This is a genomic window from Pseudomonas linyingensis (assembly GCF_900109175.1).
GTDB lineage: Bacteria > Pseudomonadota > Gammaproteobacteria > Pseudomonadales > Pseudomonadaceae > Geopseudomonas > Geopseudomonas linyingensis.
Genome location: NZ_FNZE01000002.1, coordinates 112,131 through 133,878 on the forward strand (window position 1 = coordinate 112,131; position 21,748 = coordinate 133,878).

The 21,748-nt window shown below is 64.8% G+C and carries 22 protein-coding genes; 17 read left to right on the plus strand and 5 right to left on the minus strand.

Annotated features, from left to right (window positions below; translation table 11 throughout):
- Positions 1 to 29 precede the first annotated feature (29 nt).
- The 8 genes from BMZ19_RS22760 (at position 30) to BMZ19_RS03020 (ending at position 6,644) form a co-directional block, all read left to right on the plus strand.
- A complete protein-coding gene (locus BMZ19_RS22760; RefSeq protein ID WP_090306646.1) occupies positions 30 to 527 on the plus strand; it encodes a prepilin-type N-terminal cleavage/methylation domain-containing protein in 498 nt (165 codons plus the stop codon).
- 46 nt (positions 528 to 573) lie between these two features.
- On the plus strand, positions 574 to 1,026 hold the full coding sequence (locus BMZ19_RS22765; protein ID WP_090306649.1) for a type II secretion system protein: 453 nt from the start codon (positions 574 to 576) through the stop codon (positions 1,024 to 1,026).
- 162 nt (positions 1,027 to 1,188) lie between these two features.
- Positions 1,189 to 1,668 (plus strand): type II secretion system protein, encoded by a 480-nt coding sequence (locus tag BMZ19_RS22770; RefSeq protein ID WP_090306653.1) that lies wholly within the window; start codon positions 1,189 to 1,191, stop codon positions 1,666 to 1,668.
- 4 nt (positions 1,669 to 1,672) lie between these two features.
- The gene (locus BMZ19_RS03000) at positions 1,673 to 2,119 is read left to right on the plus strand and encodes a type II secretion system protein (protein WP_090306656.1); all 447 of its coding nucleotides are present in this window, start codon (positions 1,673 to 1,675) and stop codon (positions 2,117 to 2,119) included.
- Entirely contained in the window at positions 2,116 to 2,613 is a 498-nt protein-coding gene (locus tag BMZ19_RS03005) for a type IV pilus modification PilV family protein (RefSeq protein ID WP_090306659.1), read from the plus strand. The genes BMZ19_RS03000 and BMZ19_RS03005 overlap by 4 nt, the downstream gene beginning before the upstream one ends.
- Positions 2,601 to 3,476, plus strand: coding sequence for a PulJ/GspJ family protein (locus BMZ19_RS03010; RefSeq protein ID WP_244517090.1), 876 nt, complete (start codon positions 2,601 to 2,603; stop codon positions 3,474 to 3,476). Before BMZ19_RS03005 ends, BMZ19_RS03010 begins: the two co-directional genes overlap by 13 nt.
- Positions 3,466 to 3,900: a hypothetical protein gene (locus tag BMZ19_RS03015; protein WP_090306662.1), complete on the plus strand. Its 435-nt coding sequence runs from the start codon at positions 3,466 to 3,468 to the stop codon at positions 3,898 to 3,900. Before BMZ19_RS03010 ends, BMZ19_RS03015 begins: the two co-directional genes overlap by 11 nt.
- On the plus strand, positions 3,897 to 6,644 hold the full coding sequence (locus tag BMZ19_RS03020; RefSeq protein ID WP_139214632.1) for a DUF6701 domain-containing protein: 2,748 nt from the start codon (positions 3,897 to 3,899) through the stop codon (positions 6,642 to 6,644). The genes BMZ19_RS03015 and BMZ19_RS03020 overlap by 4 nt, the downstream gene beginning before the upstream one ends.
- 268 nt (positions 6,645 to 6,912) lie before the next feature.
- On the opposite strand, the gene BMZ19_RS03025 is transcribed toward BMZ19_RS03020, so the two are convergent.
- The 4 genes from BMZ19_RS03025 to BMZ19_RS03040 all read right to left on the minus strand — a co-directional run bounded on the left by BMZ19_RS03025 (position 6,913) and on the right by BMZ19_RS03040 (position 11,084).
- On the minus strand, positions 6,913 to 8,124 hold the full coding sequence (locus BMZ19_RS03025; protein ID WP_090306668.1) for a Bcr/CflA family multidrug efflux MFS transporter: 1,212 nt from the start codon (positions 8,122 to 8,124) through the stop codon (positions 6,913 to 6,915).
- Positions 8,125 to 8,202: 78 nt separating this feature from the next.
- The gene (locus tag BMZ19_RS03030; RefSeq protein ID WP_090306672.1) at positions 8,203 to 9,525 is read right to left on the minus strand and encodes a TRAP transporter large permease; all 1,323 of its coding nucleotides are present in this window, start codon (positions 9,523 to 9,525) and stop codon (positions 8,203 to 8,205) included.
- The gene (locus tag BMZ19_RS03035) at positions 9,522 to 10,055 is read right to left on the minus strand and encodes a TRAP transporter small permease (protein ID WP_090306675.1); all 534 of its coding nucleotides are present in this window, start codon (positions 10,053 to 10,055) and stop codon (positions 9,522 to 9,524) included. Before BMZ19_RS03035 ends, BMZ19_RS03030 begins: the two co-directional genes overlap by 4 nt.
- 6 nt (positions 10,056 to 10,061) lie before the next feature.
- Positions 10,062 to 11,084, minus strand: a complete 1,023-nt coding sequence (locus BMZ19_RS03040; RefSeq protein WP_090306678.1) for a TRAP transporter substrate-binding protein — start codon at positions 11,082 to 11,084, stop codon at positions 10,062 to 10,064.
- Between the two features lie 600 nt (positions 11,085 to 11,684).
- Here BMZ19_RS03040 and BMZ19_RS03045 point away from each other — a divergent pair.
- Positions 11,685 to 12,917, plus strand: a complete 1,233-nt coding sequence (locus tag BMZ19_RS03045) for an OprD family porin (RefSeq protein WP_090306682.1) — start codon at positions 11,685 to 11,687, stop codon at positions 12,915 to 12,917.
- A 60-nt stretch (positions 12,918 to 12,977) separates the two neighbouring features.
- Here the strand turns inward: BMZ19_RS03045 and hpaA are convergent, their stop codons facing one another.
- The gene (hpaA, locus tag BMZ19_RS03050) at positions 12,978 to 13,886 is read right to left on the minus strand and encodes a 4-hydroxyphenylacetate catabolism regulatory protein HpaA (RefSeq protein ID WP_090306684.1); all 909 of its coding nucleotides are present in this window, start codon (positions 13,884 to 13,886) and stop codon (positions 12,978 to 12,980) included.
- 204 nt (positions 13,887 to 14,090) lie between these two features.
- Between hpaA and BMZ19_RS03055 the strand changes: the two genes are divergently transcribed.
- The 8 genes from BMZ19_RS03055 (at position 14,091) to BMZ19_RS03090 (ending at position 21,688) form a co-directional block, all read left to right on the plus strand.
- The gene (locus tag BMZ19_RS03055; RefSeq protein WP_090306687.1) at positions 14,091 to 14,840 is read left to right on the plus strand and encodes a fumarylacetoacetate hydrolase family protein; all 750 of its coding nucleotides are present in this window, start codon (positions 14,091 to 14,093) and stop codon (positions 14,838 to 14,840) included.
- Between the two features lie 11 nt (positions 14,841 to 14,851).
- Positions 14,852 to 15,631 carry a fumarylacetoacetate hydrolase family protein gene (locus BMZ19_RS03060; RefSeq protein ID WP_090306689.1) on the plus strand — a complete coding sequence of 260 codons (780 nt, stop codon included), beginning with the start codon at positions 14,852 to 14,854 and terminating at the stop codon, positions 15,629 to 15,631.
- A gap of 10 nt (positions 15,632 to 15,641) precedes the next feature.
- Positions 15,642 to 17,102 (plus strand): 5-carboxymethyl-2-hydroxymuconate semialdehyde dehydrogenase, encoded by a 1,461-nt coding sequence (gene hpaE, locus BMZ19_RS03065; RefSeq protein ID WP_090306692.1) that lies wholly within the window; start codon positions 15,642 to 15,644, stop codon positions 17,100 to 17,102.
- A gap of 141 nt (positions 17,103 to 17,243) precedes the next feature.
- Positions 17,244 to 18,164: a 3,4-dihydroxyphenylacetate 2,3-dioxygenase gene (hpaD, locus tag BMZ19_RS03070; protein ID WP_090306695.1), complete on the plus strand. Its 921-nt coding sequence runs from the start codon at positions 17,244 to 17,246 to the stop codon at positions 18,162 to 18,164.
- A 12-nt stretch (positions 18,165 to 18,176) separates the two neighbouring features.
- Positions 18,177 to 18,587: a 5-carboxymethyl-2-hydroxymuconate Delta-isomerase gene (locus tag BMZ19_RS03075; protein WP_090306697.1), complete on the plus strand. Its 411-nt coding sequence runs from the start codon at positions 18,177 to 18,179 to the stop codon at positions 18,585 to 18,587.
- A 7-nt stretch (positions 18,588 to 18,594) separates the two neighbouring features.
- Positions 18,595 to 19,398 carry a 2-oxo-hept-4-ene-1,7-dioate hydratase gene (gene hpaH, locus BMZ19_RS03080; protein WP_090306700.1) on the plus strand — a complete coding sequence of 268 codons (804 nt, stop codon included), beginning with the start codon at positions 18,595 to 18,597 and terminating at the stop codon, positions 19,396 to 19,398.
- 10 nt (positions 19,399 to 19,408) lie between these two features.
- Positions 19,409 to 20,212 carry a 4-hydroxy-2-oxoheptanedioate aldolase gene (hpaI, locus tag BMZ19_RS03085; RefSeq protein ID WP_090306702.1) on the plus strand — a complete coding sequence of 268 codons (804 nt, stop codon included), beginning with the start codon at positions 19,409 to 19,411 and terminating at the stop codon, positions 20,210 to 20,212.
- 21 nt (positions 20,213 to 20,233) lie between these two features.
- Positions 20,234 to 21,688, plus strand: a complete 1,455-nt coding sequence (locus BMZ19_RS03090) for an NAD-dependent succinate-semialdehyde dehydrogenase (protein ID WP_090306704.1) — start codon at positions 20,234 to 20,236, stop codon at positions 21,686 to 21,688.
- Positions 21,689 to 21,748: the final 60 nt, after the last annotated feature.

A 21,748-nucleotide genomic window follows, 5' to 3' on the forward strand; every position in this document is an offset into this window, starting at 1 on the left:
CAACGCCCGCAGGGCAAATGGAGATGGAAATGCAACGACAGAAGGGTTTTACCCTGATCGAACTGGTGGTGGTGATCGTGATCCTCGGCGTGCTTGCCGCGGTGGCGCTGCCGCGCTTTATCGATGCGACCAATGACGCTCACACTGCGGCGGTCAAGGGCACCGGCGGTGCGCTGGCGGCCGGCGTGGCGCTGGTGCGTTCGCAGTGGGAGCTGAACCGGGCCAGGGGTGTTGCCACCCCTCAGACCAACGTGGCCGGCTTCGGTGCGAACAATGTGGATGTGGACGCCACCAGTGGCTGGCCGCTGGGTATCAATGGTGCGTTCAATTGCCTTGAAGTATGGGAGAACGTGATGCAGGGTTCGGCGCCGCGTGTGGCCATTGCGGCTGCTACAGGTATCGACTATGTCGCCACCTCTGCCGGGTCCGTCTGCACCTACACCTACAGCCTGGACGGCCGTACTGCCGGTCAACGCAGCATTGCTTACGACTCCTCCAATGGCGTCGTGACAACTAGTGCCAACTGATTTGTTCTGCCTTCAATTTAATTAATCATCCGAAAGGACTTTAAACATGAAAAAACAACAAAGCGGCTTCACCCTGATTGAACTGATCATGGTCATTGTGGTGCTGGGTATTCTGGCGGCATTTGCGCTGCCGAAGTTTGCGAACTTTTCTGGTGATGCACGTTTGGCAGCTATGCAGGGGGCTTCAGGGGCCGTGAAGTCGGCTTCTGCAATAGTCCATTCTGCAGCGTTGGCTGACCCTGCTGCTGTTACTGCAGGGAAAGTTGATGTAGAGGGTGATATCGCACTCGTCGGCTCATATGCAGCGCCAACTGCGCTCGGCATCGGCTTGGCTGCCCAGTTAAGCGCTGGCGATTTCACTATTGATGTGGCCACTGCTGATACTTTTATTGTGAAGGATAAAACCAAGTCTGCCTGTCTGTTTAGCTATAAAATGGCGGCTGCTGATAGTGTTCCGACCATCACTACTACGGCCCTTACTGCGGCCAATTGTGATTAAATAGTTATGCTGGTGTTGCTTGTTGATAATTAGGAGTATGCGGGGCATGCCCCATTACTGATTTAATACTCTAAACAAGACAGGTGCCCTTGGGCACCTGTCGACTAATTATTCAACGGTCGGCTCGGAGCTGGCTGATCTACCCAGACAAGGACTGTCTGTATGCAACGACAACGTGGCTTCACCCTGATCGAACTCATTCTGGTGATCGTGATGCTTGGTATCCTCTCCGCCTTCGCCCTGCCGCGCTTCGCCGATCTGGGTCGGGATGCGCGCATCGCCAGCGTCCAGGGCGCCGCCGCATCGATCCGCTCGGCAGCCGCCATTGGCCACGCGGCCTGGCTGGCCGGGGGCGGCACGGGAAACGACATAGCTTATGAGGACACCTTTGTGCTGATGCAAGGCGGCTATCCTCAGGCACACATAAAGCTCGCCGGTGCCGTCGGCATTGCCGGTGCTGCCGGTATCGATGCCGGCAGTTACCAGATCAATCCGCTGCCGTATACCAATGTGAACACATCCACGGTGACCGTCCGGCCGCTGGGAGTTGCCGCCACAGCGACATGTTATGTGAGCTACACCCAGGCCAATATGACTGGCACAGTACCCCCGTCCATCAGCATGCAGACCGGCGGCTGCTGACCCCATGCATTCCCGCGGCTTCACCCTCGTCGAGTTGATCCTGGTGATCGTAGTCATCGGTATTCTCGCCGCCGTGGTGGGGCCGCGCTTTTTCGAGCGCTCGACCTTCGACGACCGCCTGTACGCCGAGGAAGTCCGCGCCGGGCTGCGTCATGCGCAGAAGCTGGCGCTGGCCGGCGGCTGCAGCATACGCTTCAGCCTGGATACGACGGGCTACCAGCTGCTGCGCGATGCCGATTGCGAGGGCAGCGGCAATACCTTTACGCCCAGCGTGCTCGACCCGTCCACCGGGCAGGCGCCCTACGCCGGCACGCCGCCGACCGGCATCACGCTGTCGGCGGCCTTCAACGTCGACTTCGACTCCCTCGGCCGGCCCAGCCAGGCGGTCAGCGTCACTCTCGGCGCCGGCCATGCAGTCCGCGTCGAGGCGGTCACGGGGTTCGTGCCATGAACCGCCAGCGCGGCATGACCCTGGTCGAGCTGGTGATAGCCATCGTGATCGTCGGTATCGCCGCCGCCGCGCTGTACAGCGCCATGGCCAGCATCACCAGCCGCTCGGCCGATCCCATGTTGCGCCAGCAGAGCCTGGCCATCGCCGAGGCCTATCTGGAGGAGATCCTCGCCCGGGACTTCCTCGATCCGACCAGTCACGATCAGTGCCCGGCTGCACCCGTGGCGCGCACCGACTTCGACAACGTCTGCGACTACGCCGGCCTCGACGACAGCGGTGCCCGTGGTGCCGATGGCAACCTGGTTCCCGGTCTGCAGGACTATCAGGTCAGTGTCGCGGTGACGCCGCAGGCCTTCGACAGCCTGAGCGCTGCGGCGGCGCTGCAGGTGGTGGTGACGGTCGAGGCGCCGGATGGCCAGACGCTGACCCTTGCCGGCTGGCGCACCTGCTACGGCGAGTACGACGGCGCGGGGGGCTACGCATGCGTGCCCTGATGGGAGGCAACCCAGCACGCCAGCGCGGCTTCACCCTGGTCGAGCTGATCCTGGTGATCGTCCTTTCCGCCATCGTCGGGGTGATGGTCAGCAGCGTGCTGTCGCGCCCGCTGGAAGGCTTCGTCGCGCAGAGCCGGCGCGCCGAGCTGGTGGATATCGGCGCCAGTGCCCTCAACCGCATGCAGCGCGACATCCGCATGGCGGTGCCCGGCTCGCTGCGGGTCAGCGCCGATGGCCAGGCGCTGGAGCTGCTGCTGATCCACAGCGGTGGGCGCTATCTGCCCAATCGTCCGCTCGACAACAGCCTGAACTTCTCCGCCACGCCGGATGCGCAATGCAACGGCCCGCTGGTGGCGGGTGTGCCGGCTTGCGATGTGCTGCAGGTGTTCGCCCCGGGTTTCTCGCCGCCGGCCGCCGGCTGGCTGGTGATCGCCAGCAGCCCGTTCAGCTGGACGCCGAGCAATCCGGGCAATATCACGCCGACCAACACCGTCTTCACCCGCTTGCCAGAGTCGGATACGGCGGCCTATCCAGGCATCAGCCTGATCCGCGTCACTCCGCCGGGAGCGGGCGGTGATTTCGCCTTCGCCGCGCCTTCTGCGCAGCGGCGCATCTATTTCGCCGACCGGGTGGTCGGCTATCGCTGCAGCGGCGGCCAGTTGCTGCGCTACGAGCACGACCAGCTGCAGCCCACGCTGCCCGCCGCCTTGCCGGCCACCGGCCGCCTGCAGGCCGACCGTGTGGAAAGCTGCGACTTCCGCTACGCCAGCGCTAGCGGACTGGCCACCTTGCGTCTGAATATCGCTACGGCGGGCGAGAGCATCCGTCTGGCCCAGCAGGTACAGGTGAACAATGCGCCCTGAGCGTGGATTCGCCCTGGTGGCGGCGCTGTTCGTGATGGTCATCATCGCCGTGGTGGTGGCGACCATGAGCCGGCTGTCGGTCACCCAGAACACCAGCCTCGACCTGGCCATCCAGCAGGCCCGCGCCTACCACGCCGCCCGCGCCGGTCTGGAGTGGGGGCTGCACCAGCTGATGGCCGAGAGCAACACGACTGGCGTCTGCCCGGTGGGTAATCCTTCTCTGGCCGGCAGTGGCCTGAGCGAGTTCAGCGTGAGCCTCACCTGCGTCAAGCTGCCCTGCGCCACGGCCACATGCGCGCAGAGCTATACGGAGGGCAGCCGCACCTTCAACCTGTACCGGCTGACCGCCACGGCCAGCAACGGTAGCCCGGATAGCCGGGTGGACTATGCCTGGCGGCGGCTGGAAGTGACGGTGGAACGATGAAATTGAAACGCTGGGGGCATTCGATACGGTTTTTGCTGGCCGTGCTGCTGGTGACGGCCAGTCCGGGGGCGTGGGCGGTCTTGTGTTCCGATGTTTTTTTCAAGGGCGCCGACGGCGATGGCCTGAATGCCGGGGTCCCGTTATTGACCTTGCCGGATTTCAACGCGGCGAGTTATCCCGCGCTGACAGCGGCGAACCCGCGGGCGGTTTCAGTGAGCAATAGCTACTGGGCGGGTGGAACCGCGCCCAACGGCTGGATATTGACTGCGCCAAGTTCAGGGACGGCCCGTGTCTACGTCAAGGGTGATCTGTTCATCTCCAACAATGCCGAAATCAATAAATGGGGGAAACCGCAAAACCTGATTATCGTGGTCATCGGCAATCTGGATATCCAGAACAGCAGCAATACTCAGCTCAATGCGCTGGTCTATGTGACGGGCAATGTGACGATCGGCAACAACCCGAGCATCGCCGGCGGGATTTCCGCGGTGGGCAGTCTGGTGCAGGGTAACAACGTCGTCTATGACTCGAGCGCCATCGCAGCAACGGACTTCGGTACGCTCTGCGACAATCCGGCCTCGGTGGGCCAGATCGACCACTACCGCTTCCTGCATGCCGCCAACGGGCTGACCTGCAATCCGCTGGATGTCACCCTGCAAGCCTGTGCGGATGCCAGCTGCAGCCGCCTGTACGAGGGCAGCGTCAATCTCGCCCTGAGTCCCACCAGTTGGGCGCCTGGCAATGTGGTGGCCTTCAACAGTGGCCAGGCCGCCCTCAAGCTGCATGGTAATGCACCGGGCTATGTGACTCTTGGCGTGGCGTCGGCCGTTCCGACGGCCAACAATACGCTGCAATGCAGCACCGCCGATTGCCGGGTGCTGTTCCACGACAGCGGCTTCGTCTTCGACGTGCCACATCCGCTCGCCGCCAAGGAGCAAACGGGCATTGTCCTGCAGGCGGTACGCAAGGACGTCACTAGCCAGACGTGCGCGCCGGCCTTTGGACCGGCCACGCGCACCCTGCAGTTCTGGAGCGACTATGTCGATCCCGGCGCGGGGAGTATGAAGGTGCAGGTCAACGACACGGCGATAGGCAACAGTGCGGCCTCGCCGACGGCACTGCCTCTCGTTTTCGACTCCGAAGCCAAGACACAGTTGAAGGTGCGTTACGACGATGCCGGCAAGATGCGTCTGAATGCGCAATATGTTGGAACAGGCGTCGAAAGCGGTCTGATCATGCTTGGCTCGGACGAATTCGTCAGTAGGCCCTATGGGCTGCATATCTCCACACCGGTCGACAGCACCTGCAGCACCGCCAGCGTGGCTGGCTGCGCTGCCTTGAGCTTGGCCGGAGTGCCACGTGCGGCTGGCGATAGTTTTCCGCTGACCATCCGGGCAGTGGCCTGGCAGGCCGATGGCGAGGCGCTTACCGAAGCCGCGCTGCGCGACAATCCGACCACTCCGAACTTCCAGCTGAACGGCATCGCCCTCAACTCCATGCTGGTCGAGCCGAGCGTCGCGAGCGGCGGCGTGGCCGGCACCTTCTACCGGCATGCCGCCGATGGCACTCGGCAGGCCGCGCTCATCAGCTACGACCATGCCCAGGGTGCCTCGACCACCCTGCAGGTCGGTCAGAGCGAGGTCGGTATCTACCGCATCACCGCCACGCCGCCGGCCGGCACCTACCACACCCTGACGGTCAGCGGCGGCGAGAGCGCGCTGATCGGCCGCTTCACCCCGGCGTACCTAGGCGTGACCAGTACGGCCAGCCTGACTCCGGCCTGTGGCGCCTTCAGCTACCAAGGGCAGCCCATCGGCTTCGCCGGCGGGCAGCCGGGTATCGTGATCACCGGCTACAACCGGCAGGGTGCGGTGACGCAGAACTACGACCGCGATCCGTTCTGGAACTGGTCAACCGATCCTTCTCAATATCCCCCTACTCGTCAGCCGTACAGCTTCAGCAGTGCGGGCAAGCCAGGCTTGGTCAGTCGATTGCAAACGCTGGGCGACGAGCAGGCGCTGGCAGTGGCGGACAGCGGAGCGGCCGACGGCAGTCGGACCTTCGACTGGCGGGCCGAGGGTGTACGCCAGGCCGATGCGCTGCTCTGGCAACTGCCGTCGCCGCCCACGGCCGAGGATCTGCCGTTCGTGCTGACCGCCGCGGGCGAGCATGTGGCGTTGACACTGACAGGCGAGCAACTGACGGATGAGGATGGCATCTGCTACCGCGGCAGCGACGGCAGTGCGGCCACCTGCCAGGACTTCGTCCATGCCTTCGGTGGCACCGAGGTACGCCTGGGCCGTCTGCGCATCGACGCGGCCAGTGGTCCGGAGAACCAGGCACTGGATCTGCCGTATTGGCTGGAAAGCTGGCAGGATCCAGGCAGCGGCCCGGTGTTCGGCGCGGCGGTGGGCGACAGCTGTTCGTTGGCGGCGCTGGGCGATGTGGTGCTGTCCGGTTTCACCGGCGACCTGCTGGCGAGCCATTTCCCGACGCCGCCTGGCACATTGGCTGCGGCGACTGGGACGCCGCTGCCGACCGGCGTTATTCACCTACCGGCGCCGAACCACAAGGGCAGCGCACTGGCGAGCCTCTCCGGCCTGAATGGCGCGACCCCGGCGCTGCCCTGGCTGCTGTTCGACTGGAATGGCGACGGCACGGCCGAGGCGCCTTCGGCACGGGCGACCTTCGGCGTGCTATCCAGCCAGCGCGCCCTGATCTTCCGCCGCGAAGTCTATCGCTGAGCCTGCCCTTTCCCGGTGCGAGCGCACAATCCATGTGCGGGAGGCGACAGTCTGGAGACTATCCGACAGTCCGCTTTCCCTTGCTCTAGAGCCTCGCCCGCTGGCGGAAGGGGATGCGACAGACCCACCAGACATGAAAAAGCCCCGGATCGCGCTGCAATCCGGGGCTTTGGGTATAAAAGGGGGAATCCCCGGCCTGCCTGTACCGTGGTCCCCGAAACTGGATACGGTATTCAAAGCACATGACGTGCCAATTACAGCATGCGGGCTATTTTTCCTGTGTTGCAGTGGCGCCTCGCTCCGGAATGCGGGTCAGCAGCAGGGCCAGCAGGCTGCCGATGCCGGTGGCGCCGACCACCAGGCTCATCGGCAGCGGGCTGCCGTCGTGCAGGGTACTGACCAGTGCGCTGGCGGCGGTGCCGAGGCCGAACTGCAGGGCTACCGCCAGGCCGGCGGCGGCGCCAGCCTGCTTATGGAAGCGCGCCAGCAGGCTGGCCACGCAGTTGGCACCGAGCATGCCGGTGACGCTGACGTAGAACAGCAGGCAGACGACGATGGCAGTCAGGCCGCCAAGGCCGCTGGCGCCGAGAATGGCCAGCGCCAGGCCGGACAGGGCGGCGATGCTGGCGCCGAACACCAGCATGCGCTGCGGGCCGAGGCGGGTGACCAGGCGGGCGTTGAGCAGGGTGGCAACGATGATGCCGCCGACATTCAGGCTGAACAGCCAGGCGTACTGCTGCGGTGACACGCCGAAATACTGGATGTAGACGAACGGTGAGGCGGTGATGAAGGCGAACATGCCACCGAACGACAGGCCCATGCACAGGATGTAGCCGAGCGCCTGCGGCTGCACGGCGATATGCCCGTAGGCGCGGAACACGGCGCCGACCGAGGCGCCGCGGGCGTCGGTCGGATGGGTTTCCGGGATCTTCCAGGCGACGGCCAGCAGGCACAGGCCGGCGAAGACCATCAGCACCACGAACAACGAACGCCAGCCGGCCAGCAGGATCAGGTAGCCACCGATCAGCGGGGCGATCAGGGTGGCGAACATGGTCACCAGGTGCATCAGCGACAGCACTCGCGCGGCGTCCTTGAGCGGGAACAGGTCGCGGACGATGGTGCGCGCCAGTACCGAAGCGCCGGCGCCGCCGAGAGCCTGAAGGATGCGCCAGAACACCAGCTGCTCGGCCTTGGCGGCGAGGGTGCAACCGATGCTGGCGAGCATGTACAGGGCGATGCCGCCGAGCAGCAGCTTGCGCCGGCCGAAGCGGTCGGACAGCGGACCGTAGACCAGCATGCCGGCGCACAGGCCGGCGAGGAACACGCTGATGGTCAGCTGGATCTGCGATTCCGGAGCGCCGAGGTCCTGGGCGATCAGCGGCAGGCTTGGCAGGTACATGTCGATCGACAGCGGGCCGAAGGCCACCAGCGCGGCCAGCAGGACGATCAGGCGTTGGGGATTGGCTACGGCGGGGGGCATGCGATCTCCATCAGGGTGCCGGGGTGTGTACATCTATAAAGAAGAAGGCCGCCCGGAGGCGGCCTTGGAGTCTACCGGCTACAGGGTGAGTAGCCAGAGACAGATGCCGGGGAACAGCGCCAGCAGGATGATGCGCAGGATGTCCGAGGCGAGGAACGGCAGCACGCCCTTGGCAGTCTCGGTGAATGGCACATCGGCCGCGGCACGCTGGACGATGAACAGGTTCATCCCCAGTGGCGGCGTGATCAGGCCGATTTCCACCACCATCAGGGCGAGGATGCCGAACCAGATCGACTTCGAGGACTCATCCAGGCCGAAGAAGTCCAGGCCCATGATCATCGGGTAGAAGATCGGGATGGTCAGCAGGATCATCGCCAGCGAGTCCATCACGCAACCGAGGATCAGGTAGGTGATCAGGATGGCGAGCAGCACCAGCATTGGCGCCATGCCACTGTTCTTCACCCAGTCGGCCAGCTCGGTGGGCATCTGGGTCAGCGCCAGACCGGAGTTGAGCAGGTCGGCGCCGAGCAGCACGAGGAAGATCATCGCGGTGGTTTCTGCGGTGCCGAGCAGGCTGGTGCGGATGCCTTCCCAGCGCATGCCGCCTTGGATCACCGCAAGGATGCCGCAGGCCGCGGCACCGATCGAGGCTGCCTCGGTGGGGTTGGCCCAGCCGCCGTAGATGCCGACGATCACCACCACGAACACGCCGATCACCGGCAGCACATTGACGAAGGCCTTGAGGCGCTCGGCTGCGGAGGCCTTGGCCACGGTATCGGCACTGGCGCTGTCACGGGTGACCATGATGCGCAGCACGATCATGTAGCCGATGGCGGCGAGGATGCCGGGGATCACCGCGGCGACGAACAGCTTGGCGATCGACTCCTGGGTCAGCACCGCATAGATGATCAGCGGCACCGACGGCGGAATCAGGATGCCCAGGGTGCCGCCGGCCGCCACGGTGGCGGTGGCCAGGCGGCCGGAGTAGTTGTGCCGGCGCAGTTCCGGCAGGGCCACGTGGCTCATGGTCGCCGCGGTGGCCAGCGAGGAGCCGCAGATCGCGCCGAAGCCGGCGCAGGCACCGATCGCCGACATGCCCAGACCACCCTTCCAGTGGCCGACGAAGGCCGCCGCGCAGCGGAAGATCGAGCGCGACAGGCCGCCGTGGGTGGCGAACTGACCCATCAGCACGAACAGCGGAATCACCGCCAGATCGTAGTTGGACAGCCGCGAGTAGGCGAGGTTGTTGAGGGTGAACAGCAACGAGGAGAAATCGCCGGCGTTGACCGCCAGGAAGCAGGCCGCGCCGCCGATCAGCATGGTGATGCCGATGTGCACGCGCAGCACCAACAGGGTCATGGTGATGGCCAGGGCAATCAGGCCGAGACTCAGACCGCTCATGCGCGACCTCCGGGCAAGCAGATCAGATCATGGATACGCGCGGCCGAGCAGACAGCCAGCAGGATCAGGCTGGGGACGATCAGCATCAGCGGAATCCACAGGGGAATCGACAGCAGGGTGGAGACGTCGCCGTATTCCATGTTGTCGAGCATCTGCAGGCCGGTGCGCCAGGCGAGGATCAGCGCGGCGAGCAGGCACAGCAGGTGGGCGAAGATGTCCAGGGCGCGCACCACGGTGTCGGGCATCTTCATGGTGAAGGCGTCGACCTTGATGTGGGTGCCCCGCAACTCGCACAGCGGCAGGAAGGCGGCGATGGCAATGGACGCACCGATTTCCATCAGCTCGATGTCGCCGCGGATCGGGGTGGAGAACAGTTTGCGGCCGATGATCGAGATCAGCGACATGTTGATGAGCAGCAGCAAGACCAGTCCGCCAGCCAGGGCAAAGCCCTGGGTGACGTAATGCAGAGCACGGCGGAATACGCCGTGCTCTGGGGTCAAGCCGCTCTCGAAGGACAGCGACTCATTCATCACAGATTACCGAGTGGAGGAGGACAGGTTGCGGGCGCCTTCCACAAGCGCCTTGCCGTCGATTCCCTTCTCGCTGATTTCCTTGGCCCAGGCATCGGCTACGCCGGCAGCCGCATCCTGCATGGCCTTGTAGTTGGTTGCGTCGATGGCGATCATGCCTTCAGCCGGAGTGGCCTTGCGGGCATCGTCCATGGCCTTGTCCCAGGCCGTGGCGAAGCGCTCGGAGAGGGCCTTGCCGCTGTTACGGTCGATGATTTCCTGCAGGTCCTTGGGCATGCTGTCGAACTTCTTCTGGTTCATCAGCATGGTCAGCACGGTATAGCCGATAGCGTGCTGGCCTTCCGGCGCGACGCTGTGGTACTGGGTCACTTCGTTCAGCTTGGTGGCCGGAACCACTTCCCAGGAGGCGAGGGCACCGTCGACCACGCCCTTGGAGATGGCTTCGGTCATCTGCGCCGGCGGCATGCTCACCGGAGTGGCGCCGAGGGCTTCGAGGGTCTTGGCCGCGGTACGGCTGGAGGCGCGCAGCTTCAGGCCGGACAGGTCGGCGAGGGTCTTCACCGGCTTGCCGCGGACATGCAGGTCCATGCCGCCGTCACCGAACAGGGAGAGCATCTTGTAGCCCTTGAAATCGTCCTTGGCGTACTGCTCGTAGAAGCTCCAGATCAGCTCGTTACCGGCCTTGCCGCCGTAGGGCAGCATGAACGGCAGTTCGAGGGCCTCGACGCGCGGGAACTTGCCGGCGGAGTAGGCCGGAGCGGTCCAGACGATGTCGGCCACGCCGTTGCGCACCATGTCGGGCAGTTTGGCGGGAGTACCGCCCAGCTGCATCGACGGGTACAGCTGGCACTTGATGCGATCGTTGGATTCCTGGCGCAGCTGCTCGCACCACGGCTCGATGATGTTGACTTGAGCGTTGGAGGTGGAAGGCAGGAAGTGCGCAACCTTCAGGGTGTAGCTATCAGCAGCTTGAGCGGCAGCGGCAGCGCTGATGGAGACGGCGAGGGCAACGAGTTTCAAGGTTCTCATGGGATACTCCCGTTTATTGTTGTCCCCAGATTAGTAACATGTTAATCGAATCGCTGCATCAAAATTCTGCAAGAAATCCGACCGATGCTTACAGGCTCCGGGTAACGAGTGGATCGGGGCCGAGGATGAAAGGCGGTGGGCTCTGCAGGCATGTCCCGGAAGCCCAGAACAGCGTAGCTGAGCAACCCGGCCTGCGCCTACCCCAGGCGCAGGGGCGGCCGCTTCATCTCGTGCTCTTGCGGTTTTTCACTCACGGCCCGCGCAAGATTTGCGCGGATCCGCTTGCTGGGCAGCTGGCCGCAAGAGGCTTTCGTTAACAAGTTAACCTTTCAATCGTGAGACAGTCGGCGGGCAACGTCAAGTCATGCCAAAGGAGGGGGCGGGGGATCTTGCTGTTCGCTGAAATCGCTTCATGCTTGGCCGGTCGCTTTTTCGCTGTTTTCTTATGCGCAGGAAAGGCGTCGAAGAGCCCGTTTAGAGCAAAAAAATTTGTTAACGAATTGATACGATGGTACAAGGCGCCTCCGCCCCCCGACCAGCTGCCGGTCAAAGGGGTGACCATCGATTGATCGAATAAGTCCCCGTGGAGACAAAAAAACAATGATCAAGACCTCTCAGCGTTCCAAGCTGGCCCTGGGCATCCTCGCTGCCGCCATGGCCGTTCCTGCTGTATCCCAGGCTGCCCTGGTCGAAGACAGCAAGGCCAGCCTTGAGCTGCGCAACATGTATCTGAATCGTGATTTCCGCTCTGGCTCGCAAGCTCCGTCCTATGGCGAGACCTGGGGCCAGGGCTTCATCGCCAAGTTCGAGTCGGGCTACACCGACGGCGTCGTCGGTTTCGGCGCCGACGCCATGGGTCTGCTGGGTGTCAAGCTGGACTCCAGCAAGGGCAATACTGCGGGCAACATGCTGCCCGTGGGCGCCAGCGGCGAGCCGGCCGACGAGTACAGCGAGCTGGGTCTGACCGCCAAGGCGCGCATTTCCAAGAGCGAGCTGAAGGTCGGCACGCTGCAGCCGGTCCTGCCGGTGGTGCAGTACAACAATACCCGTCTGCTGCCGGGCAGCTACGTTGGCGGCATGCTGAGTTCTCAGGATATCGCCGGCCTGACCCTGAATGCCGGTCGCCTGACCGAGTACAACCTGCGCGACTCCAGCAACAACGAAGAATTCGCCTCCAACGTCGACAACTTCGACTTCGCCGGTGGCAGCTATGCCTTCAATCCGCAGCTGACCGCCAGCTACTACTACGGCGATTTCGACAACGTCTACAAGCAGCACTTCGGCGGTCTGGTACACAAGCTACCGCTGGGCGAAGGGCTGAGCCTGACCACCGACCTGCGCTACTTCAACTCCCAGGATCAGGGCGAAAATCCGGCCACCATCGACAACGACATGTACCAGGCCATGTTCACCCTGGGCGTCAGTGGTCACAAGTTCGGTCTGGCCTACCAGGACCTGTCCGGTGACGGCGTCTTCCCGTTCATTACCGGTGGCGATCCCTACAGCCAGAACCTGTCCACCTTCTGGACCTTCAACCGTCAGGAAGAAGACGTCTGGCAGGCCCGCTACGACTACGATTTCGCCTCCGTCGGCATTCCGGGTCTGGCCTTCATGACCCGCTACGTCAGCGGTTCCAACATCGAGAGCGCCGCCAGCAACGATGGCAAAGAGTGGGAGCGCGATACCGACATGGTCTACACCCTGCAGAGTGGTGCCATGAAGGGGCTGCGTTTCCATCTGCGCAATGTGACCTACCGCGTGGCTGACGTGACCGGTGGTCGCGACGTCGACGAAAACCGCGTAATCGTCAGCTACACCCTGCCGCTGCTCTAACCAGCACCCGGTAGTCTGAAAAAGCCCGCCTCACCGGCGGGCTTTTTCGTTTCCGCCCCCTCACTCCAGGCGCTCGCCCTCGCGGCTGCGGTATTCGCTGGGGGTCATGCCGGCCTCGCGGCTGAAAAAGCGGGTGAAGTAGGCCGGGTCCTTGAAGCCGAGCTGGTAGCCGATCTCGTTCACCGAGCTTGAGGTGAACAGCAGCAGACGCCGCGCCTCCTGCATCAGTCGCTCGTGCACCAGGCGCTTGGACGGCAGGTCGGCGATGCGCCGGCAGATGTCGTTGAGGCGCGCCTCGGTGACGCCCATGGCCTGCGCATAGCGCGACAGCGGCCAGTGCTCGCGGTAGTGATCCTCGATCTGTGCGTTGAAGCGGTGGAAGATCTGCAGGTTGTCGTGGCGCACGTGCTGGTTCTTCAGCGGGTCGGTGGCCAGGCGCAGCAGGGTGATGAAGATCAGCTGGGTCAGCGCGTGCAGGCTGGCCTGACGCGCCACCTGGTGCTGGGCGAATTCACTGGCAAGCATCTCGAACAGGCGGTTGAGGCGCTCGATCTCCCCTGCGTAGCTGGCGTCCAGCGAGTTCAGCGCCACGCAGGTGGGCGACACCAGGCGCGGCTCGCCGCCCTGGCTGAGGTGCGCCTCGAGCAGCGGCCAGACCAGCTGCTGGCGCACGGTCAGAACATGGCCTTCACTGTCTGGATGAGTGACGAAGGCATGCGGAATGGTCGGCGGGGTGAGGAAGAACAGCGGCGCGCTTTCGCTGTACTGGCGGTCGTCGAGATACACCCGCGCCGCGCCGCTGGTCACGTAGTGGACCTGGAAGAAGCGGTCGTGGCGGTGCACCGGCATGTTGCGGCCGAAAAAGTCGGCGAGCTTGCCCAGCGCCTCGTAGTGGACGTCCTCGTCGGCATATCTTTGGTCGTAGACCTGGCCGATGTTGATGTTCGGAATCGGCTCGTTTTCCCGCATGGCTCGGGCTCTCCCGCCTGTTCTGGGTCGCTTGCATGATACCGCGCGTCGCCGTGACGACGATGAAAGACTTGACCATGATTAACATGTTAATTATAAAGTTCACATGTTAATTGGCCGTCGCCCGACGGCATGGTCATGGTGAGCGCCGGATCCTGTACGCAGGGGTCGGATTCATCCAACTGGTCTGTGGAGAAAGCTGGCATGCGCCGAGCGATGATTGAAGTGGACGGCAAGGTCCTCGAGGCGACGGTTGACGACAAGGGTCAAGCGCTCGTGAATGGCCAGGCCGTCAAGCCTGACGCCTGGAAAGCCCCGTTCAGCGGCACCGTGTTCGGCATCGCGCTGAACTACCAGGGCCTGCTGGACAGCAAGATTGCCGAGTTCAACCAGGACCCGTACAAGACCCCGCCGAAGACCCCGGTGCTGTACATCAAGACCCCGAATACCGTGGTCGGCCACGAAGGCAACATCGTCTTCCCGGCCGGCGTCGACGCCATCCAGGCCGGTCCGGCGCTGGGCGTGGTGATCGGCAAGCGCGCCAGCCGCGTTTCCGAAGCCGAGGCCATGGAGTACGTCGGCGGCTACACCGCGGTCAACGAAGTCACCCTGCCGGAAGTCAGCTTCTACCGCCCGGCGGTCAAGGCCAAGTGCCGCGACACCTTCTGCCCGGTCGGTCCGGTCGTCGTCGACGCCGCCGACATCGCCGATCCGCACGCCCTGGAGATCAAGCTGCTGGTCAACGGTGAAGTCCGTCAGCAGAACAGCACCGCCAACTTCGTGCGTTCGATCCCCGAACTGATCAGCTTCCTCAGCCAGTTCATGACCTTCGAGCCGGGTGACCTGATCATCACCGGCGTACCGGAAGGTCGCGTCGACATCGCCGTCGGCGACAAGGTCGAAGTCGAAATCGCCGGCGTAGGCCGCCTCAGCAATACCGTGGTCGCGGAATAAGGAGCCGGAACATGAAACACGCACGCATCCGTTACCAGGGCGAAGTCCACAACGTCGCCGTCGAGGACAACAACGCCGTCCGTCTGGCCGATGGCACCCTGCTGGCCGAGGATCAGGTCGAGTGGCTGGCGCCGGCCACCGGCAGCATGTTTGCCCTTGGCCTGAACTACGCCGACCACGCCGCCGAGCTGGCGTTCAAGGCGCCGACCGAGCCGCTGGTGTTCATCAAGGCGCCGAACACCTACACCGGCCACCGCCAGATCACCTGGCGTCCGGACAACGTCGCCTACATGCACTACGAGTGCGAGCTGGTGGCGGTGATCGGCAAGACCGCGCGCAACGTCAAGCGCGAGGACGCCCTGGAGTACGTCGCCGGTTACACCGTGTGCAACGACTACGCCATCCGCGACTATCTGGAGAACTACTACCGGCCGAACCTGCGGGTGAAGAACCGCGACTGCACCACTCCGGTCGGCCCGTACATCATCGACCGCAGCCAGATCGCCGACCCGCAGAACCTGACTCTGCGCACCTGGATCAACGGCGAGCTGCGCCAGGAAGGCTCGACCAAGGACATGATCTTCGACATCCCGTTCCTGATCGAATACCTGTCCTCCTTCATGACCCTGCAGCCGGGCGACATGATCGCCACCGGCACCCCGGAAGGCCTGGCCGACGTGGTCCCGGGCGACGAAGTGGTCGTGGAAGTGGAGGGCGTCGGTCGCCTGGTCAACACCATCGTCAGCGAAGCCGATTTCTTCGCCGTCAAGAACGCCGCAGTAGCCAAGTGAGGGTAGAACAATGATCAAGCATTGGATCAACGGCCGTGAGGTCGAGAGCAAAGAAGTCTTCCAGAACCTGAACCCGGCTACCGGCGAAGTGATCTGCGAAGTGGCCAGCGGCGGCGCCGAGGAAATCGCCCAGGCCGTGGCCGCGGCCAAGGAAGCCTTCCCGAAGTGGGCCAACACCCCCGCCAAGGAACGCGCCAAGCTGATGCGCAAGCTGGGTGAACTGATCGATCAGAACGTGCCCAAGCTGGCCGAGCTGGAGACCCTGGACACCGGTCTGCCGATCCACCAGACCAAGAACGTGCTGATCCCGCGCGCCTCGCACAACTTCGAGTTCTTCGCCGAGGTCTGCACCAACATGAATGGTCACACCTACCCGGTGGACGACCAGATGCTCAACTACACCCTGTACCAGCCGGTGGGTGTATGCGGCCTGGTTTCCCCGTGGAACGTGCCGTTCATGACCGCCACCTGGAAGACCGCGCCTTGCCTGGCACTGGGCAACACCGCGGTACTGAAGATGTCCGAGCTGTCGCCGCTGACCGCCAACGAGCTGGGCCGTCTGGCTCTGGAAGCCGGCATCCCGGCTGGCGTGCTCAACGTGGTGCAGGGCTACGGCGCCACCGCCGGTGACGCCCTGGTCCGCCACAACGACGTGCGCGCCATCTCCTTCACCGGCGGCACCGCCACCGGCAAGAAGATCATGGAAACCGCGGGCCTGAAGAAGTACTCCATGGAGCTGGGCGGCAAGTCGCCGGTGCTGATCTTCGAAGACGCCGACCTGGATCGCGCCCTCGACGCCGCGCTGTTCACCATCTTCTCGCTGAACGGCGAGCGCTGCACCGCAGGCAGCCGGATCTTCATCCAGGAAAGCGTCTACGACCAGTTCGTCGCCGAGTTCGCTGCCCGCGCCAAGCGCCTGATCGTCGGCGATCCGCAGGATCCGAAGACCCAGGTCGGTTCGATGATCACCCAGGCGCACTACGACAAGGTGACCGGCTACATCAAGATCGGCATGGAAGAGGGCGCCAACCTGGTTGCCGGTGGCCTCGAGCGCCCGGCCAACCTGCCGGCGCACCTGGCCAAGGGCCAGTTCATCCAGCCGACCGTGTTCGCCGACGTCGACAACCGCATGCGCATCGCCCAGGAAGAGATCTTCGGCCCGGTGGTCTGCCTGATCAAGTTCAAGGACGAGGCCGAAGCGCTGCGTCTGGCCAACGATACCGAGTATGGCCTGGCCTCCTACATCTGGACCCAGGACATCGGCAAGGCCCACCGCCTGGCCCGTGGCATCGAGGCCGGCATGGTGTTCATTAACAGCCAGAACGTGCGCGACCTGCGTCAGCCGTTCGGCGGCGTGAAGGGCTCTGGTACCGGTCGCGAAGGCGGCGAGTACAGCTTCGAGGTGTTCGCCGAGATCAAGAACGTGTGCATCTCGATGGGCAGCCACCACATCCCGCGCTGGGGCGTATAAGGCTGTCCGCGGCGACCGCCTGACGGTCGCCAGCACCGAAGACGGGCAGCTCCTTCACGGGGGACTGCCCGTTTTCGGCCCTGCACCCCATCCGCATCCACGCCGCGCGCGCCGCTCGCGCCGGCCAACGGGAGAATCGTCATGGGCAAACTTGCTCTGGCTGCCAAGATCACCCACGTTCCCTCCATGTACCTGTCCGAGCTGCCCGGTCCGCGCCACGGCTTTCGCAAGGCGGCCATCGACGGTCACCTCGAGATCGCCCGCCGCTGCCGCGAGCTGAACGTGGACACCATCGTGGTGTTTGACACCCACTGGCTGGTCAACGCCAACTACCACATCAACTGCGGTGCCCACTTCAAGGGCCTGTACACCAGCAACGAGCTGCCGCACTTCATCAGCAACATGGCGTACGAGTTCCCCGGCAACCCGGAGCTGGGCCGCCTGCTGGCCGAAGAGGCCAACCGTCTGGGCGTGGAAACCATGGCCCACGACGCCACCACCCTGGCGCCGGAGTACGGCACCCTGGTGCCGATGCGCTACATGAACGCCGACCAGCACTTCAAGGTGATCTCGGTCTCGGCGCTGTGCACCTCCCACTACCTGGCCGACAGCGCGCGCCTCGGCTGGGCGATGCGCAAGGCGGTGGAAGAGCACTACGACGGCACCGTGGCCTTCCTCGCCAGCGGCTCGCTGTCGCACCGCTTCGCGCAGAACGGCCAGGCGCCGGAGTTCGCCACCAAGATCTGGAGCCCGTTCCTGGAGACCCTCGACCACCGCGTGATCGAGATGTGGGAGGAGGGCGACTGGGACACCTTCTGCGCCATGCTGCCGGAGTACGCGGCCAAGGGTCACGGCGAAGGCTTCATGCACGACACCGCGATGCTGCTGGGCGCGCTGGGCTGGAGCAAGTACGACGCCAAGGCCGAGGTAGTCACCCCGTACTTCGCGGCTTCCGGCACCGGGCAGATCAACGCCGTGTTTCCGGTCACCCCGCAGGACGGCTCGACCATCCCGGCGGCGCAGGCCTCCAACCCGGACTTCATCGCCGCCAGCCGCCTGTAAGGAGTCGCTGCCATGCCCCATCTGGTCCTCTACTACAGCCCCGACATTGAGCGCGACGTCGACGTCGCCGGCCTGTGCCGCGAGCTGGCCGACTGCATGCTCGCCCAGCGCGACGAGACCGGCCGCCAGGTGTTCCCCACCGGCGGCACCCGCGTGCTGGCCTATCCGGCGGCGCACGCCGCCATCGCCGACGGCCAGGGCGACTACGGCTTCTTCTACGCCAACCTGCGCATGGGTAACGGGCGCAGTGCGGCGGTGCACAAGCAGGTCGGCGACAGCCTGCTGGCGGTGCTGCGTGGGCGTCTCGACGGCCTGCTGGCCCAGCGCCCGATCGGCGTGACCCTGCAGATCGACGAAAGCCAGAACCAGGTCTTCGACGCCAAGCACAGCAGCCTGCACCCCCTGTTCACCAAGAATTCCTGAGGTTTCCATGTTTGATGCCCAACTGATCCAGCAAGCTGCCGAGCGCCTCGACGTCGCCGAGCGCACCGGCGAGCAGATCCGCCAGTTCTCCCTGGAGAACCCGGACATGACCATCGCCGACGCCTATGCCATCCAGCGCGCCTGGGTCGACAAGAAGATCGCCGGCGGCCGCAAGATGATCGGCCACAAGATCGGCCTGACCTCGCGCGCCATGCAGGTATCCTCCAACATCACCGAACCGGACCACGGCGTGCTGCTCGACGACATGCAGTTCGAGGAAGGCTCGGACATCCCGATGAGCCGCTTCATCGTGCCGCGCGTCGAGGTGGAACTGGCGTTCATCCTCGGCAAGCCGCTGCAGGGGCCGAACTGCACCATCTTCGACGTGCTGGACGCCACCGAATACGTGATCCCGGCGCTGGAGATCATCGACGCGCGCATCCACAACGTCGACCCGGAAACCGGCATCACCCGCAAGGTGTTCGACACCATCTCCGACAACGCCGCCAACGCCGGCATCGTCCTCGGTGGCCGCGCCATCCGTCCGCACGACATCGACCTGCGTCGCGTGCCGGCGATCCTCTACCGCAACGGCGTGATCGAGGAGTCCGGGGTGTCCGCCGCGGTGCTCAATCATCCGGCCAAGGGCGTAGCCTGGCTGGCCAACAAGCTGGCACCCTACGGCGTGACCCTGGAGCCCGGCCAGATCATCCTCGGCGGTTCGTTCACCCGTCCGGTGGCCGCCAAGGCCGGCGACACTTTCCATGTCGACTACGACATGCTGGGCTCCATCTCCTGCCGCTTCGTCTGAGGAACAACCGATGCAGATGCCCGTCAACACCTTCAAGCAGCGCCTGAGCGCCGAACAGCAGATCGGCCTGTGGGTCGGTCTGGCCGACCCGTACTGCGCCGAGCTGGCCGCCAACGCCGGTTTCGACTGGCTGCTGCTCGACGGCGAGCACGCGCCCAACGACCTGCGCGGGCTGCTCGGTCAGCTGCAGGCGGTGGCTCCGTACGCCAGCCAGCCGGTGATCCGTCCGCCGATCGGCGACTCGGTGGTCATCAAGCAGCTGCTCGACATCGGCGCGCAGACCCTGCTGGTGCCGATGGTCGAGTCGGCCGAGCAGGCCGAAGAGCTGGTGCGCGCCATGCACTATCCGCCCAAGGGCATCCGCGGCGTCGGTGCGGCCCTGGCGCGCGCCTCGCGCTGGAACAACATCGCCACCTACCTGGCCGAGGCCGACGAGCAGATGTGCCTGCTGGTCCAGGTGGAAAGCCTCAAGGGCCTGGAGAACCTCGACGCCATCGCCGCGGTTGATGGCGTCGACGGCGTGTTCATCGGTCCGGCCGACCTGTCGGCGGCCATGGGCCATCGCGGCAATCCGGGCCACCCGGACGTGCAGGCGGCCATCGAGGGCGCCATCGCGCGCATCCGCCAGGCCGGCAAGGCCGCCGGCATCCTTTCCGCCGACGAGAAACTGGCCCGTCGCTACCTCGAGCTGGGCTGCGCCTTCGTCGCCGTGGGCGTCGACACCAGCCTGCTGATGCGTTCGCTGAAGGCCCTGGCGGCCAACTTCAAGGGTACTGCACCGGCGCCGGCTGCCGGCGGCAGCAGCGTCTACTGATTTCCTTGCGAGAGATTCGTCATGCAACTGACCGATAACACCCTGCTGCGCACCCAGGCCTTCATCGACGGCCAGTGGGTCGACGCCGACGATGGCGCCACCTTCGCGGTGACCAACCCGGCCGACCTGTCGCACATCTGCAACGTCGCCTCCGTCGGCGCCGCCGAGACCGCGCGCGCCGTCGCCGCCGCCGAGGCCGCCCTGCCGGCCTGGCGCGAGAAGACCGCCAAGGAGCGCTCGGCGCTGCTGCGCAAGTGGTTCGAGCTGATCATGGCCAACCAGGAAGACCTGGCCCGCCTGCTCAGCTGGGAACAGGGCAAGCCGCTGACCGAGAGCCGCGGCGAGATCGCCTACGGCGCCAGCTTCATCGAGTGGTTCGCCGAGGAAGCCAAGCGCATCTACGGCGACGTGATCCCCCACGACAAGCAGGGCCGCCGCCTGGTGGTGATCAAGCAGCCGATCGGCGTGGTCGCGGCGATCACCCCGTGGAACTTCCCCAACGCGATGATCACCCGCAAGGTCGGTCCGGCGCTGGCCGCCGGCTGCACCGTGGTGGTCAAGCCCGCTTCGGAAACCCCGCTGTCGGCCCTGGCCCTGGCCGAACTGGCCGTGCGTGCCGGCATCCCGGCCGGCGTGGTCAACGTGGTCGCCGGCAACGCCCGCGCCATCGGCGGCGAGCTGACCCGCAACCCGAGCGTGCGCAAGCTGTCGTTCACCGGCTCCACCGGCATCGGCAAGATGCTGATGGCGCAGTGCGCCGACACCATGAAGAAGGTCAGCATGGAGCTGGGCGGCAACGCGCCGTTCATCGTCTTCGACGACGCCAACCTGGATGCTGCGGTGGCTGGCGCCATGGCCTCCAAGTACCGCAACAGCGGGCAGACCTGCGTGTGCACCAACCGTATCCTGGTGCAGGACGGCGTCTACGACGAGTTCGCCAAGCGTCTGGTGGCCGCGGTCAACGCCCTCAAGGTCGCCCCGGCCGGCGAAGCCGGTGCCGAGCAGGGCCCGCTGATCAACGCCAAGGCGGTAGCCAAGGTCGAAGAGCACATCGCCGACGCCGTGGCCAAGGGCGCCAAGGTGCTGGCCGGCGGCAAACCGCACGCTCTGGGTGGCAGCTTCTTCGAGCCGACCGTACTCGGCGAGGTGACCCCGGACATGCTGGTGGCGCGCGACGAGACCTTCGGCCCGCTGGCGCCGATCTTCCGCTTCAAGACCGAAGCCGAAGCCATCCAGATGGCCAACGACACCGAGTTCGGCCTGGCTTCCTACGTCTACACCCGCGACCTGGGCCGCGCCTGGCGCGTCAGCGAGGCGCTGGAGTACGGCATGGTGGGCGTCAATGAGGGTATCATCTCCACCGAGATCGCTCCGTTCGGCGGCATCAAGGAGTCCGGCACCGGCCGTGAAGGCTCGCACTACGGCATCGACGACTACGTCGAGCTGAAGTACATGTGCCTGGGTATCGGCGGCTGAGTGCGCCACCGCCTTCTGTGGTAAAGCATGGCGCCGCTCCGGATGGGGCGGCGTCGTGTT